The organism is Microcoleus sp. D3_18_C4 (assembly GCF_036702355.1).
Lineage (GTDB): Bacteria > Cyanobacteriota > Cyanobacteriia > Cyanobacteriales > Microcoleaceae > Microcoleus.
Genome location: NZ_JAUBTF010000024.1, coordinates 11,571 through 28,483, shown reverse-complemented (window position 1 = coordinate 28,483; position 16,913 = coordinate 11,571). Strand labels below are relative to the sequence as shown.

Here is a 16,913-nt window from a genome sequence, read left to right as displayed (position 1 = left end):
CTTTTCTGAAGCCGAATATTTATTTGTGGCACTCGCAGCCTGTGTGGCCGCAGCCTTGGCCGTTGGGGTGCCCGTCAGCGCAAGCACTGGAACAGTATGTTTTGCCGTCTTTTTCAATGGCTTCGCTGGGGCTGACAACGCACGAGCATGAAGGACAGGCACATTTTGTTTGGGTGGCAGTAGTCATTTTACATTCTCCTGGTGGGGTTGTTTGTCTATACTAATATATGAACACATATTCAGATATAAGTCAAGGGAGTGTAAAAGTTTTGTTACAAAAGCTTTGCCGATCGCACTAAAATGAAAATGAGAATTAAAATTAGCCGGGAAAAGATGTCACCCAACTCTGCTGTTAATGGAGCGATAAGTCAGCCTCACCAAGAAAACGATACACCAATGTGCGATCGACCGCACCTAGTTGACAGTGTACGGGCCGGGGACATCCAAACACAAGTTCTCAACACCGCAAAAGCTCAGCGGATGGCTGAGTTTTTCAGTCTTTTGGGAGATGCGAATCGCCTGCGGCTGCTGTCGGTTTTGGCAAAACAAGAACTGTGCGTGTGTGACTTGGCTGCGGCGTTAAGTATGAGCGAGTCAGCAGTATCGCATCAGTTGCGGGCCTTGCGGGCGATGCGGTTGGTAAGTTACCGCAAGGTTGGGAGACAAGTTTTTTATAGTTTACTCGATCGCCACGTTTTTGAACTTTACCAAGCAGTCGCCGAACACTTAGACGAAGAATAATCTTTTGGGGGTTGGGCGTTGGGCAGTGGGCATTGGGCATTGGGCATTGGGCATTGGGCAGTGGGCATTGCTAATCGATTTAAAATTTTGTAGGGGCGGCTTTTACCAATTATTTTGGTTTAAGACCACTAATCTCGTAAACCCGCCCTCACCAAACTCAATATCAATCTTTGACGGTGTGGCCCGTAGCAACAACCGCCTGTGAAATTGACTCTTCAGAAGCTTGAGCTTCAACTGTAACAGTCTTAGCTGCGACATCCACATTGACAGTAGCATCGGAGTCAACAGTTTTGATGGCTTTGGTAATTGTATCAGCGCAGCCAGAGCAGACGATCGAGGGAACGTTAAGTAGTATTGCCATAATTAAGCAAATTTTCGTAGATGACAGTATTATTTTTTATTTTAATCTAAATTCGTGAAACACGCGCTTTCCCCGATTTCGGCAGGGGCTTAAACCCCTGCCTCAAAGCTCAATTCGGTTAAAACCGACTGTAGAGTTTGACGTTAAAAGTTATAGATTATTTCCTACCAATATCACTTCCAACTTAATACCTCTGAAGGCACATTAATCTCCGGTATGCAGCGGCCAACGGCGGCGGCTACAGGGCGCAAACTAACAACTAAATCTACCATATCGGGCAAAGAAAGAGCTTGCCGCGCGTCAGAAACCGATTTTTCCGGTTGCGGGTGACACTCAATAATTAATCCGTCTGCACCGCAAGCAACCGCTGCTTTGGCTAGTGGTGCGACTAATTCTCGCTTGCCGACGGCGTGAGAAGGGTCTACAATTACTGGCAAATGAGTTAACTGTTTCAGCGCTGCGACTGCACCTAAATCTAATACATTCCGGGTGTAATTGTCGAAGCTGCGGATGCCTCTTTCGCAGAGAACTACATGAGGATTTCCGTGACTGAGAATGTATTCGGCGGCCATCACAAATTCTTCGATGGTGGCTGATAAGCCGCGTTTTAGCAGGACTGGTTTTCCGGCTTGACCGATCGCCTTTAGTAACTCGAAGTTTTGCATATTCCGGCTGCCTAGTTGCAGCATATCAGCATAGGTGACAACTGGCTCGATTTGGGCGATCGACATTACCTCTGTCACCACGGGCAAACCGTAACGCCGGCTGACATCAGCTAAAATTTCCAGTCCCTCAATTCCCATCCCTTGGAAAGCATAGGGAGAAGTGCGGGGTTTGTAGACTCCGCCTCGCAAAGCTTGCACGGATGCGGCGGATAGTTGGCGGGCGACTGTTTCCATTTGTGCGGAACTTTCTACGGTACAGGGGCCACCGATGATTAATAATTCTGTGCCGCCGACTGAGACTGTTTCTGAGAGTTTGACAATTGTTTGGTGTTCGGGATGAGATTTGGTTACGAGTTTTGCTTCTAACATGAGGGTATTTTCCTAGAAATTTAAGTGGGTGGTTGACAATAAAAAACCCGGAACTTTTAAGGAGTTCCGGGTTGGTGCGAAAAGACAGCACGACAATTTACCCAGAACTCCTGTGGGGCCAAAAATAAAAGCTGTAGTACCAGTTACTGAATAATGTCATTGCTGTTTTCGCTTGTGCTCGATTGGTTGTTGGGGAAAGAAGTAGAAAAAACAAAACCGCAGGTGTTAATCTGCGGTTCGCCCGGATGTTCACAGTGAATTACCAATTCACTCCGGGCGAACTTGGCTGCACCAAAAATAAAAATTGCTGTGGGCTGTGAACATAGCTAAAGTGCTGCAATTTGTGGATTAAACACCATACTATTCGACAAGCTAGCACAGGGAGACTGGGATGTCAAGTTATTTTTGGCAAAAGATTTGTAAATGCCGCGGCGGTTGGAAACCGCGGCTACAAAGACGAAACCTGCCTCCGCAGGTTGGGACATTCACATTTACCAGTCCACGTAGGTGAACTTTGTTTGTGTAGTAGCGGTTTCTAACCGCCGAAAATTGTCGAAAATTAACTACTTATGGTTGAATGAAAATACCGATCGCATTATGAACTCTCGCGGCAGTTGACGGAGGTCGATCGAGCAAACTACCTCCCAAATACAAACTCGTCGAACTTCCCCCATCCAAATTTAAAGCCTCCACAGCACCCATTTGCTGCAATATCTGCGCCAGTTCTGCGAAATTTGGCCCCGCCCCGCCCGCACGATTGTGCACCGCTACAATCAGCAAATTCCCCGCAGCATTTCGCCCGATCGCACTTCTAATTGCTGTCTGTCTAACATAGGCATCGCTAAACCCTTCCGCCCTAGCATCCAGCACAACTTGACTGTTTTGTACCAACACCGGCCCGCCGCCGAGAATGTACGGAAAACGGTTAAAATCAGCAGGAAAAGTGTTAGTTTCTAAACGCAATAAAGTGCCGATAGAGAGTTCAGATGCAGGGAACAAATCGGCACGCAAAGCCAAAATATAACCGTTAGCTGGAATGGGAAAAGTTGTTATTCCCACCGCACCTGCGGGGGATTGGCTGACAACTCTATCGTCCGCAACTGTCACAACTATTTCATTGCCAGACAACGGAGTATAAGTTGTTCCCCAATCAGAATTGTAGCGACCGATTCCCGGTTGTACGTAGGCACTATTGAGATGAGAAACAGGCAAAAATTGATTGGCCGGAGTGATCAAAATTTCTTGCAAAGTTAAACGATCGATCGCAAATTCTCCCCGATCGTTCCAGGCGATCGCCCCCCGGTTCAATATCGGCCCGGAAAGCCATTTATTGTCACGCCGAATTGCCCCTAAAGCTAAGCGATTAATTCGATTGAAAAAACCTGCATTAATTGCAGCCGCCGCACCCGAAACTTCTGCTGTTTGCAATAAAGGTGCAGTGCCTTGTTCGGCAGGAGGATTGCTGAGAATTGGTCTAATTTTCACACCGGATTGACGCGGATTAACTTCTAACCAAACTACTGGAAAACGAGCAGTTCCTAAATTTTGATACTGCTGCCGCCACTGCACACCGGGCGCCCAAACAATGTTTTTTTCTACTAACGAATCTGGCCGAATGTCGATAACTAATCGATTGGGATTTCCCAGGCTGAAAACTTGCGGCCGCCAACCTAAAGGAATCTTCACTTTGACTTTGGTTCGATCGCCGTCAGGTTCGACTTTTAGTGATAGCAATTGTTTGCTGGTTTGAAAAGTGTCCTGAAGTAACGCCGGATCGACTTTGGCATCGATCGCGATCGACCATTCTTGACCGGCGATCGGCGCTGCGGGCGTTATTTGCAGCGGGAGAGCGGGTTTGGTAGGGTCGTCTGGTGTTTCGAGGTTTGGCGCTGCGCGGAGGTTGGGCAGTGGGATAGCGGGCTTTGTGGGGTCGTCCGGGGGGTTGGGTGTGGGTGTCGGCGACGGGATTGGTTTATTGACAAAGTTAACTTGCCAAGGAGTTGGTCGATCGAGATCTACTACAATGCGATCGCCCGATTCTATTTCTGCTTGCCGAATTCCGGTAACACTTGCACTTTGAGAAGTAATTTTTAGAATATTCCCATCAGCAGATATCTCCCAGCCCGCAAGTCTAGCAAAATCGGTAACATCTAAGTAACGATACGGGCCTGTTGCCCGCGCTGCTAAGCTTTGAGCGCCGGTTAAAGATACCGAAAACCACTGCACCGGTTGTTTGGCACTGTCGGCGCTGCTGAGCAAATCCACTCCCGCACTTTGCATCAATCCAACATCAGCAATCCAAGTTCGGAAATTCCCAGAAGTGCTGTTTGCCGGCTGCTGAGTCCAACTTAGGGGGAGAATGCGGCCGTTTAGAGAAACTTGGCGGCCTTGTCTAATTATCGAAGATGGCGGTACAGATTGAGCCAAAAGCCTATATTCCGACAGGGAATGAATTCCCTCTCTCATAGCTGAAGTTCTCTCAAAAGAACTATCGCTCAATATTTCAGTCGGTTTTAACCGACTTTCGCTATCAGCCAGGGAATTCATTCCCTGGCGGGCTCTCGAAGCATCAATCCGCCCACCCATCTCCCCCTGTTGTGCTCTTCCGGGTTGATTCCAGAGCAAAGACGGGACGATCGCCAGTCCGGGTAAAATCGAGACTGACAATATTAGACGCCAATAGAAAAAATTACGTTTCACAGCTTACAACTCACAATTTCACTTTTAAACGCATGGGGATTTAGGAACCCGGACAATCCGTATGTCTCTTCTTACTAAATCCGATATTTTTGGCGATCGCACTAATTGCCCTCAAGCCCTACTACAAAAGGCTCACCCCGGAATAGAAATCACAAACTCCGAACCCTGCCCCAAAGAAGAATTTACGAGTAACGTACCTCCATGTTTTTCCACAACAATTTGGTGTGCGATCGACAACCCTAATCCAGTTCCTTGACCCACAGGTTTGGTTGTAAATAAGTGGTTAAAGATGTTTTCCTGGACTTCCGCCGACATCCCCACTCCATTATCCTTAATCCGAATCAAAACCTGATTTTTGTCTTCGCTCAGAGCAGTTTGAACCGTGATTTGATTAGGTAGGGCTTTAATTTCACTAAAAGTGCGCTCCTTATTTGACTCCTCCAGAGCGTCAATGGCATTAGCCAGCACATTCATAAATACCTGGTTTAACTGTCCGGGAAAGCATTTCACTAGAGGCAAGTTACCATACTCTCTCACAACTTCAATGGCAGGGCGGAACTCGCTGGCTTTTAAACGGTGCTTGAGAATTAGCAGAGTGCTTTCGATCCCATCGTGAATATTGAAAGAAACGGGTCGATCGCTATCTGCCCTGGAAAACGTTCTCAAACTCGTACTGATATTGCGGATGCGCTCGACCCCCTCTTTCATCGAGCCAATCAATTTGGGCAAATCTTCTCGCAAATACTCCAAGTCTATATCCTCAATTTCTGTTTCAATTTCCACTCCCGGATGGGGAAATGTTGCTTGATACAAATCAATCAAATTGAATAAATCCCCCACGTATTCTTGAGCAGGTTGCAAGTTGCCGGCGATAAAGCCTACGGGATTGTTAATTTCGTGGGCTACCCCTGCGACTAAATTTCCCAGAGCCGACATCTTTTCACCCTGCACCAATTGCAGTTGCGTCTGTTTGAGATCTTGGATAGACTGCTCCAGTTTTTGGGCATAATCCTGAGATTGTTGATAAAGCTGTTGAGATTGCTGATATAAGCGGGCGTTTTCCAGCGAGATGGCAGCTTGGGAACAGAGGATGTTGAGGAGAGCGACGCGATCGCCAGTGAATGCCCCTGTCGTCAGATTATTTTCCAAATACAGAATTGCCATCATTTTGCCTTGATGGATAATCGGAGTACAGAGGATGCTCTTAGGTTGGTGCTGCTTGATATAGGGGTCAGAAGTAAATATTAATTCAGTCTTGACATCATCGAAAACTAGGGTTTTCTGGGTGCGTTTGACGTAATTAATCACAGTCTGGGGAATTGATTCGCTCTCCTCAATCCCAATAGTTTCTTGCAGAAGACAACCTTGGCGATCGCTACAGTGGACGGCGATTTTCCAGTTGTCCTCTTCTTTCAAAATCAATACTCCTGTTTGAGCGCCTGCATTCTGAATCGCTACTTCCATAAGGGTAGTGAGCAATTGTTCCAGCTTAATTTCGCTAGACAAAGCTTGATAAGCTTTGATAACAGTTGGTAAATCTATTACTGTGGTACTCGTACTTCCAGCAATTGTTTGGCGATGACTAGAAATTAATGAAGTCTCATGGGAGGTAGTACCTTTCTCGAACGAACCAGCATTTTCCTGTTTGAAGATAGGAGCAAGAAGTTCGGGATAGCGTTGTTCTAAATCGTCGATTTTTGCTTTCGCTCCCCAACGAGCATAAGCATAGTAAGCATCTCTTAGATATACCTGGCCAAGTTTTTCTTTCCCCCATGCCATGTAGAATTTAGCAGCCAATTCATTCGCCAGAGCTTCTTCGTTGAGATAATCGTTTTCTTTAGCAAGAACAATAGCGCGATCGTAATTCTCCATCGCCTGCACATTTTCACCCAGCACTCGGAAAAGTTCGGCTTCCACTAGGAAAAATTTGTGAGAGAAATTCATGGGGGCGTGAGTCGCCCATTTATGAAGGGTTTCTTGGTTGCTTTTTACTTTTTCCAGATGTTCTTGTTTCTCTTCGGAGGAAGCCACATCGGTACAAACGCCCAGCCGTGCTAGAGAGTCATAAAAGTAGAACATGGGCACATTCAGCATACCCGTCACCGCGTCTAAATACTGTTCGGCTTGCCGAGCATTTTCTAAAGCTTGCTCGGTTTCTCCAAATAGGTAACACACAAGCATTTTATGGAAGTACAAATAGTGGAGCCCGTTGCGATCGTTTGCTTGGATGTGAAATGGGAGCATTGTTTCTTCATTGTAGGCATCTCCCACAAATTGACATGGATTTTCCGATCGCCCCAGCAGGTTTAATAAAGCCTGATGAACGATTTGAGTATAATTTAACGCTGCTTCTTGTTTAAATTGAACCAGCGCATTGCAGTAAGTCGCTACCTCCTCTTCGAGTCCGGCAATTTCCCGACCGATTAAATATGAATATTGAGAGATTTCTTTGGCTGAATATCCTAATTCTAGCTCTCCTGTTTCCAGTCCTCTGGCGTAACCCTCTTTTAAAAGAGGGATGGTTTCTTTAACATGATGTTTACCATGTATGATGTGAACGCCGACTGTATAATATACTTTAGTTTTGAGGTAATTAGCATTAAATAAATCAACAATATTTAACGCCAATTGCCCAAATTCAAACCCTGTTTCAATGTCTTGAACTACACCGCTTAATACCAATCCATACAAGCCGTAAGCAAAAGCAGATAAGGGAGCATTTCCATAACTAACCGACAAATGCACCATTTCCACAATAACCAGTGGCAGGAGAAGTGGAGCCGTGATGTAGGCTGGAGAAACTAAACCTGATAAAATCCGCAATGCTGCTTGCTTTTGGAGATTTTCCATTTCTGGCAAATCAATAAACTCCGCGATTTTTTTACCCGCAAAAAGTGACGCGGTTTGTTCTAGTCGCTGCTGAATATCTGCCGGAGTTGGATTTTCTGGGAAGCAGATTCCCAAGAGTTTGAGAACTGCTAACCCCATTTCAACGGCTTGTTTGGGTTTGACTTGCGCCGTACAAGCAGAAAGCTCGATTTCATAAACTTTGACCTTATCCAGCAGCGTTCTGGCATTGTGGAGGACTAAAGCTGCTAATTCCTGCATTTCCTGAAAATCATAGCTCAGGTATGCAGTTTCTGCCGCTAATACGTGCAGTTCGAGGGCTGTTTCATAGTGAGTTTGCCAGCTATCGGGAGCTAGGATTTGTCTGCCAAAACTTAAATATTTGCGTGCTGCAGCATAAGCAGTAGCAGTCTTCGCCTTGCGTCCCGCCGTCAAATTCAACTCAACCAGTTGGTAACGCTGTGTTGTTTCGGCAATTAAATCAACACCATAATTCAACTGGTTGACTATATTAAAAATTTGCTCTTCCCTTTCAGTTGTCGGAGTATTAATCAACAACAGTTGGCCAATATTGAGGTGAGTGGATTGTTTCTGGGATTCGGGAATCAAAACGTAAGCTGCTTGCTGTACGCGATCGTGCAGAAATTTGTAATAACAGGAGTCGGGATTCTGGAACCATGAGTCAGAAGTATTGCTGTCTCCTTGTGAATTCTGATTTATGAATTCAACCTCGTCTGAAGTGAAAAATTTATAAACTTCAGTTAGTGGGAGAATCAACCCTGCTTGCAAAGCAGGCCACAAGTTGGCTGCCGTATCTGAAGAAGATTTTTCACAAACTACCGCCAATGTTGCTAAATCGAATTCGTTGCCAATGCAGGCAGCTAACTTTAAAACTTCTTGCGTCTGGGATGGCAACTTTTGCAATTGAAGCGCCATGAACTCTACCACATCATCTGTCAGGGCTAAGGTTCGCACTGTGGCGATATCGCACTGCCAATACCGCTCGTCAAAATTAAATGTAATTAGCCCATCTTTATGCAGAGATTTGAGAAATTGCGTGCTAAAAAACGGATTGCCTTGGGTTTTTTGATCGACCAGTTCTGTTAAGGGAATAGCCAACGCTCTAGAACAAACTAAAGTATCGGCAATCAAACAATTCAAATTGAAGCAATCGAGCGGCGCGAGGGTAATGGTGTTTACCGTAGCTCCGCTTTGTTGAATGTCGGATAACGTCAGCACCAAAGGGTGTACGGGACTGACTTCGTTATCTCGATATGCTCCAATTAATAAGAGATAGCGCCGATCGCGATCGCTCGTCAGAAGTTTAATCAAGTTCAATGAGGCTGAGTCTGCCCATTGCAAGTCGTCTAAGAAGATGACGAGGGGATGTTCTTTGGTTGTGAAGAGTTGAATGAAGTTATCGAGTAACCGATTGAAGCGATTTTGGGCAGCACTGCCGACGAGTTCTGGTGCCGGTGGTTGCTCTCCGATAATCCGTTCTAGTTCAGGAATTACCTCAACGATTACCTGAGCATTCTCGCCCAATGCTGCCAGGATTTGAGTCTTCCACTGTTCAACTTTAGCATCTGTTTCGCTCAGCAATTGGTTTATTAAATCCCGAAAAGCTTGTACAAAAGCTGAGAAGGGTTGGCTGCGCCCAAATTGGTCGAATTTGCCTTTGATGAAGTAGCCCCTAGCTGCGACAATCGGTTTGTGAACTTCGTTGACGACGGCGGTTTTGCCAATGCCTGAGAAGCCAGCCACCAGCATCATTTCGGCGCTTCCTGCACTGACGCGATCGAAGGCTGTCAGTAGGGAGAATACTTCGATCTCTCTACCATATAATTTTTCGGGAATGATGAAGCGATCGCACAAATCTCGCTGCCCTAGTTTAAAAGAGGCGATGTCTCCAGTTTTTTGCCACTGGTACCAACAATTTTCCAAATCAAACTTGAGTCCTAGGGCACTTTGATACCTATCTTCAGCATTCTTCGCCATCAGTTTGCTAACAATTTCAGACAACACCAATGGAACTTTATTGTTGAGGTGATGAACTGAGATAGGCTGCTTGGCAAGGTGACAGTGTACTAACTCTATCGGATCTTCGCTTTGGAAAGGCAACTGTCTCGTCAGCAGTTCGTAGAATGTGACTCCCAGAGAGTAGAAATCCGTGCGGTAGTCAATCCCTCGGTTCATTCGCCCAGTTTGTTCTGGAGATATGTAAGGTAAAGTGCCTTCAAGGAGGTTGGGATTTTGAATTTCTTGGGTTTGGCGCGGCAACAGGGAAGCGATGCTGAAGTCAATCAGCTTAACTTGTTTGCTGACAGGGTTAATTAAAATGTTGGCGGGTTTGAGGTCCTTATGGATGATGTGGTGGCGATAAAGTCCCTCAAGCGAGTTGGCAATTTGAATGGCAATGGGAAGAAACTCGTTAATGGGCAAGCCTTCTAGGGGTTCCTTGCTGGCGAACACCAGACTAGCGAGGTAGCTACTTAAGGAAATTCCGCCAAAGTCTTCCATCACCAGAGCATAGTGGTTATGGTAAGTCTCCAGGCTGTATGCCTTGACAGTGCCGGGGATCTCTAAGTTTTTAGTAATGACGTACTGGTTGCGGAAGTGAACCAGTTCGTGAAAGCGGGGAAAGTCATTTCGCAGCAGTTTGATCACGACGGGCTGCTGATCTGAAGACCGACGGCCACGATAAACTAGAGTTCGATTGCCTGCGTATATTTGCTCGTTAATTTGATATCCTCGAAAAATATTTGTTATGCTCGCCATACCTACCTACTCCTACTGCTTCTGTCAAGCCTGAAGCTTTTTAGAGTTACTATCTACTATTTTCGCTCTATCGGCTGTGCTATTGATTAACTATATTTAGTTTAATCTACTTTGTCGCTCAAACTATGAAAGCGCTCTCTTAAAACCAGACTTAATATTTTGGTTGTTTTTGCTTGTATACTTTTTTTGAGATAGCGTTGATTTAAAATTACTTTAGCTTTTGGCTTATTTGCTGAGTCATTAACACACATTGATACAAGTGTGCGGGGTTAATTTAAGCTAACCTCTTCCTTACGAAAAAAAGCGTGAATTCTCAAGCGCTATGCTATTTTAATCAGTGTCAAGTTATTTTAATTATATCTCTCATATAATAGGATTACCATGATTTATATCACTGGGCTTCGGTCTACCTGTATGCAGAATTGAGTGTAATCACCATCGGCACATTTTACCAGTCTTACGATTGCCGCTAACTAACCTTTCTTTTATAAAAGATAGGCATGAAATATTCCCCATGCCAATCAAATCTGTAAAAACGCTCACGGTTGAGCTAAACAAAATTACCAAGGACAAGCTTGTGAGCGTTAGTCGAGTTGAGTTTGAGATTTACTTCAATGAATCTGGCAGCTTGAACAGTGGTCTAAAATTTTTGCCTCTCCCCGAATCTTGTCAGCAAGCAAGTATCCATGGGGCGCGTGGTCAAAAAGGCGGCGCAGGCTCTACCAGATGCTCCGAATGTGTTAGAAATCCTTGAAATATCCTGCATTGATGAGTGATATCCATTCCGGTTGTATCGGAATGATTAAACCGCAGAGGACGCAGAGGATACAGAGAAAGGGAAGAGAGAGATGAATAATTCCGATGCCAACGGATTTGAGATGACAAAACTTTGTGGGTAAAAAAATCTAAATTAGAGTTATGGAAAACTGTCAACTTTTTTCGGCTAGGCATCTTAGCGTGAGTTCTGGACGATCGCTGACAAGACTTGCACGCAAACTCTAAGTCTAATGGGTGAAATTTTATCAATTTTTTGATAAACTTGATGTTCGCGGCTTGAGAGTTGACTTCACAATAAGACAGGTTTCACCAGTTGTGAACCGCGCTGCTACATTGCACCTACCGACTGAGCGGGCAGGTTGCTTTTGTGTCTGCGGGCGCTGACGAAAGCAACTCAACAGCGCAGCAAGCAAAATAACGCTAAAGTTACTATCTACCTGAGTCCGCAAGGCTACCCTTCCGAGCTCAGGAAAAACCCACACAAAAAACTAGATCGGCTGCAATGTATCTAGTTGCAGGGCGGCGATCGCCCAAAGAATCACTGCTTTTTAACAGCAGGGTATTCTAGGAGACATCTCTGAGGCGATGCGAGCGAGATAATTTAAAATCTGCAAACAGGGTTTCAGTGCTAGGTACAGGCCGCATAGACGTAAATTTTTAATCAAATCAGCTTCCAATGTGCTGTCTTAAAGTTTACTAGGCTCCCACCGCTCGGCAGCCTTCTCTCTCCGAGCTATAAAAACGCATCAACCACACAATCACGGAAATAACATTCAATCAACATGGGTAACACGATCGATCCAAACAGAAACGTGCATCAGACTGAGCGAGGAACTCCATTCGCCGGCCAAAGCTGGTTAGTGGAAGAAAGAGATGCCTGCGGTGTGGGTTTTATTGCCAACCAAAGCGGCGAAGCTACGCACTCGATTATTGAAAAAGCGCTCCCAGCTTTAACTTGTCTAGAACATCGCGGCGGTTGCAGCGCCGACAAAGATTCCGGCGACGGTGCGGGTTTGATGACCGCGATTCCTTGGGAATTGCTGGATACTTGGTTTGTCGAACAGGGAATTGTGCCTCCGGCGCGGGAAAACTGCGGCGTGGGAATGCTGTTTCTGTCTCAAGATAAATTTCAAGCGACTATAGCGCGGCAGGTGGTTGAGCAAGTTCTGACCGATCGCGAGCTGACAGTTGTGGGATGGCGCAAAGTTCCCATTGTACCGTCGGTTTTGGGCGAGCAAGCGCTAGAAAATCAACCTCAAATCGAACAAGTAATTGTCAGTTCACCGCACTTAGCCGGAGACGAACTCGACAAACATCTATTTCTGGCGCGCCGCACGATCGGACACGCGCTGTCAAATCGCCCCAACTTCACCCGCCAAGACTTTTATACTTGCTCTTTTTCCTGCCGCACGATCGTCTATAAAGGCATGGTGCGATCGGCCGTATTGGCAGAATTTTACCCAGACCTGAAAAATCCCGCTTATAAAAGCTCCTTTGCCGTCTATCACCGGCGCTTCAGCACCAACACGATGCCCCGCTGGCACTTAGCCCAGCCCATGCGCTTGCTGGGACACAACGGGGAAATTAACACGCTGTTGGGCAATATTACCTGGATGAAGGCGCGGCAAGCGAATTTAGCTCACCCGAATTGGAGTCAAGCTGATATCGACACGTTTAACCCAATTGTCAATCCCGAAAGCAGCGATTCGGCAAACTTGGACAACGTGATGGAGTTGTTGGTGCACTCCGGCCGCACCCCCCTGGAATCCCTGACAATTCTGGTGCCCGAAGCTTACAAAAATCAGCCGGATTTGGCTCCTTATCCAGAAATTGTCGATTTTTACGAATATTACAGCGGCATTCAAGAACCTTGGGACGGCCCCGCACTGCTGGTGTTCAGCGACGGGAAACAAGTAGGTGCTACGCTCGATCGCAACGGTTTGCGGCCGGCCCGCTACTGCATTACTAAAGACGGTTTGGTAATTGTGGCTTCGGAAGCGGGAGTTGTCGATATTCCCGAAGCAGATATTGTCGAAAAAGGCCGTTTGGGGCCAGGACAAATGATTGCAGTTGACCTGCAAACCAAGGAAATTCTCAAAAATTGGCAACTCAAGCAGCGAATTGCTAAGCGGCATCCCTACGGCGAATGGCTGCAACAAAACCGCGAAATCTTGCAACCGCAGCCTTTTGCCGAAACAGCAACCCTCGACTCCCAAACCCTGTTAGCAACCCAAACTGCTTTTGGCTACACAGCAGAAGATTTGGACATGGTGATCGTCGAGATGGCGAGTTCTGGGAAAGAACCGACTTTCTGCATGGGCGACGACGCTCCCTTAGCTGTATTGTCAGAAAAGCCTCAGTTGCTGTACAACTATTTCAAACAGCGGTTCGCTCAAGTGACAAATCCGCCGATCGACCCCCTGCGGGAGGGGATGGTGATGTCGCTGACGATGAATGTGGGCCTGCGGGGCAATTTACTGCAAGCAGTACCAGAAAATGCCAAGCGCATGAAAATTGATTCCCCCGTACTCAACGACGCTGAACTGTCTTTCTTGAAAGATCAAAAGTCTTTCCCCGCAACCGAATTGTCAACGCTTTACAAAATTGCGGCCGGGCCTGGAGGTTTGAAAACCGCAGTCGAGCAACTTTGTCAAAAGGCGGCTCAAGCCGTGCGCGAGGGTTCGAGAATTCTGATTTTGAGCGATCGACTTTTGAAGAAAGAAGGCGATGGATCTTCTGTTGGATTGAGTGCAGAATACACTTATATTCCGCCCTTCCTGGCCGTTGGCGCGGTTCACCACCACTTAATTAGCGTCGGGCTGCGGATGCAAACTTCGCTAGTTGTCGATACCGCCCAATGTTGGAGCACTCACCACTTCGCTTGTTTGATCGGTTACGGTGCGGTGGCTGTTTGCCCTTACCTGGCCTTAGAAAGCGTGCGCGCCTGGTGGTCTGACAGCAAGACTCAAAACTTGATGCAGCACGGCAAAGTTCCCAATATTACCGTGACACAGGCTCAAGCTAAATATCGCACAGCGGTGGAAAATGGGCTGCTGAAGATTCTCTCGAAAATGGGGATTTCACTACTGGCTAGCTATCAGGGGGCACAAATCTTTGAGGCGATCGGCATTGGCGGCGATTTGCTCGATTTGGGCTTCAAAGGCACTGTTTCTCGGATCGGCGGTTTGAGTGTCGCGGAACTGGCTAACGAGGTAATGTCTTTCCACAGTCAGGCTTTCCCAGAATTGGTTCTGAAAAAGCTGGAAAACTTCGGCTTCGTGCAGTACCGTCGCGGCGGCGAATATCACATGAACAGCCCAGAAATGGCCAAGGCTTTGCACAAAGCCGTGACTACTTTTAAGGCTCAAACTAACAGTAATGGCAATGGGGCCGAACCAAAAATGACACCAATTGGTGACAAAAATTCGGAAAGTGCCTACGACCATTACGAGGTTTACAAGAAACAGCTCGAAAATCGCCCGGTAACGGCTTTGCGGGATTTGCTGGATTTTGCGAGCGATCGTCCTCCCATTGCCATCGAAGAAGTAGAATCTGTAGCAGATATTGTCAAACGCTTCGCCACGGGCGGTATGTCTCTCGGCGCTTTGTCCCCAGAAGCCCACGAAACGCTAGCGATTGCGATGAACCGCATCGGCGGCAAATCCAACTCCGGCGAAGGTGGCGAAGATCCGGTGCGCTACAAAGTGCTAAACGATGTGAGCGCGGCGGGTTTCTCACAAACGCTACCTCACTTAAAAGGTTTGCAGAACGGCGATACAGCTTCTTCATCCATCAAACAGGTAGCTTCGGGACGCTTCGGGGTGACTCCTGAGTACCTGATGAACGCCGAACAAATCGAAATTAAGATCGCACAAGGTGCGAAACCGGGTGAAGGCGGTCAATTGCCTGGGGCGAAAGTGAGCGAGTACATTGCTTATTTGCGCCGATCGAAACCGGGTGTCACGCTGATTTCGCCTCCTCCTCACCACGATATTTATTCGATCGAGGATTTGGCACAGTTGATTTTTGACTTGCACCAAATCAATCCGAAAGCAGGAGTTTCGGTGAAGTTGGTGTCGGAAGTCGGCATCGGGACTGTAGCGGCTGGTGTCGCCAAGGCAAATGCTGATGTGATTCAAATTTCCGGCCACGATGGCGGCACCGGTGCTTCGCCACTGAGTTCGATTAAGCACGCAGGTTCTCCGTGGGAACTCGGATTGACAGAAGTTCACCGGGTGCTGATGGAAAATAAATTGCGCGATCGAGTTTTGCTGCGCGTTGACGGTGGCTTTAAAAGCGGCTGGGACGTGATTGTAGGCGCTTTGATGGGCGGCGAAGAGTACGGTTTCGGTACGGTGGCAATGATTGCAGAAGGCTGTATTATGGCTCGCGTTTGCCACATGAATAGTTGTCCGGTCGGCGTGACAACTCAACAAGAACACTTGCGGAAACGGTTCCCCGGAACGCCGGAACACGTGGTGAATTTCTTCTATTTCGTAGCACAAGAAGTGCGGAGTTTGCTGGCGAAATTGGGTTATAAGTCGATCGCAGATATCATCGGCCGCGCGGATTTGCTGAAAATGCGCGATGGGGTGCAACTAACTAAAACCCAAGCAATTAATTTGGATTGTTTGACCAAGTTACCGGATACTAAGAGCGATCGCTCTTTCTTGATCCACGGCGACGTACACACAAACGGGCCAGTGTTAGACGACGATTTGCTGGCGGATGCTGAGATTCAAAGTGCGATCGCCAATCACGGCACTGTTAGCAAGAATGTAAAATTGGTGAATACCGATCGCACTGTGGGAGCGCGTTTGGCAGGTGCGATCGCACAGCAACACGGTAACACCGGCTTTAGCGGTCAAATCACGCTCAATTGCACTGGTAGCGCGGGCCAAAGCTTCGGCGCGTTCAATTTGCCGGGGATGACGCTGGTACTGTCAGGCCAAGCCAATGACTACGTTGGTAAGGGGATGCACGGTGGCGAAATCGCGATCGCACCGCCGGCTGGTGCGACTTATGATGCTTCCGAAAATGCGATCGTCGGTAACACTTGTTTATACGGTGCGACGGGGGGAACTCTGTTGGCTGCGGGTAAAGCTGGCGAACGGTTTGCAGTGCGTAACTCGATGGCGAAAGCAGTGATCGAGGGTGCGGGCGATCACTGCTGCGAGTACATGACTGGTGGCGTGATTGTGGTGTTAGGAAAAGTCGGCCGGAATGTCGGCGCTGGAATGACTGGCGGCTTGGCTTATTTCCTCGATGAAGATGGGACTTTCCCGGCTCACGTCAACGGGGAGATTGTGAAGATGCAGCGCGTTTGTACGGCGGCTGGGGAGGCGCAATTGAAGGAGTTAATTGAGGCTCAGCGCGATCGAACGGGCAGCAAGAAAGCTGAGAAGATTTTAGCAAATTGGTCGGAATATTTGCCGAAATTCTGGCAAGTTGTGCCGCCAAGTGAAGCGAATTCGCCGGAGGCTTCGGAACAAAAGATTGCTGTGGAAGTTTAATTTTCCAGTTGGTTAAATAGATGAGGGGCGACGCGAGTTGCCCCTTTTTTCATCTTCATATCAAAAGCGAAATTATTCATCTCTCTTTCTCTTGTGTTCCTCTGCGCTCTCCGCGCTCTCTGCGGTTTAATAATTCCTAAACCTTGGCTTTCCTCTTTTAAC

General features: G+C 47.2%; 7 protein-coding genes. 2 read left to right on the top strand and 5 right to left on the bottom strand.

Features of this window, described 5'->3' with window-relative positions:
* Positions 1-19 precede the first annotated feature (19 nt).
* Positions 20-187, bottom strand: a complete 168-nt coding sequence (locus QUA90_RS14140) for a metallothionein (RefSeq protein WP_333081421.1) — start codon at positions 185-187, stop codon at positions 20-22.
* 146 nt (positions 188-333) lie between these two features.
* Between QUA90_RS14140 and QUA90_RS14135 the strand changes: the two genes are divergently transcribed.
* Positions 334-741: a metalloregulator ArsR/SmtB family transcription factor gene (locus QUA90_RS14135; protein ID WP_333081430.1), complete on the top strand. Its 408-nt coding sequence runs from the start codon at positions 334-336 to the stop codon at positions 739-741.
* 163 nt (positions 742-904) lie between these two features.
* Here QUA90_RS14135 and QUA90_RS14130 read toward each other — a convergent pair whose 3' ends face one another.
* The 4 genes from QUA90_RS14130 to QUA90_RS14115 all read right to left on the bottom strand — a co-directional run bounded on the left by QUA90_RS14130 (position 905) and on the right by QUA90_RS14115 (position 10,461).
* Positions 905-1,102: a heavy-metal-associated domain-containing protein gene (locus QUA90_RS14130; protein WP_333081422.1), complete on the bottom strand. Its 198-nt coding sequence runs from the start codon at positions 1,100-1,102 to the stop codon at positions 905-907.
* Between the two features lie 173 nt (positions 1,103-1,275).
* Positions 1,276-2,136 carry a 3-deoxy-7-phosphoheptulonate synthase gene (gene aroF, locus QUA90_RS14125; protein WP_333325028.1) on the bottom strand — a complete coding sequence of 287 codons (861 nt, stop codon included), beginning with the start codon at positions 2,134-2,136 and terminating at the stop codon, positions 1,276-1,278.
* Between the two features lie 567 nt (positions 2,137-2,703).
* Positions 2,704-4,836 (bottom strand): phosphodiester glycosidase family protein, encoded by a 2,133-nt coding sequence (locus tag QUA90_RS14120; protein ID WP_333446105.1) that lies wholly within the window; start codon positions 4,834-4,836, stop codon positions 2,704-2,706.
* Positions 4,837-4,968: 132 nt separating this feature from the next.
* On the bottom strand, positions 4,969-10,461 hold the full coding sequence (locus QUA90_RS14115; RefSeq protein WP_333446103.1) for an AAA family ATPase: 5,493 nt from the start codon (positions 10,459-10,461) through the stop codon (positions 4,969-4,971).
* A 1,559-nt stretch (positions 10,462-12,020) separates the two neighbouring features.
* Between QUA90_RS14115 and QUA90_RS14110 the strand changes: the two genes are divergently transcribed.
* The gene (locus tag QUA90_RS14110; protein WP_333446101.1) at positions 12,021-16,751 is read left to right on the top strand and encodes a glutamate synthase-related protein; all 4,731 of its coding nucleotides are present in this window, start codon (positions 12,021-12,023) and stop codon (positions 16,749-16,751) included.
* Positions 16,752-16,913 lie beyond the last annotated feature (162 nt).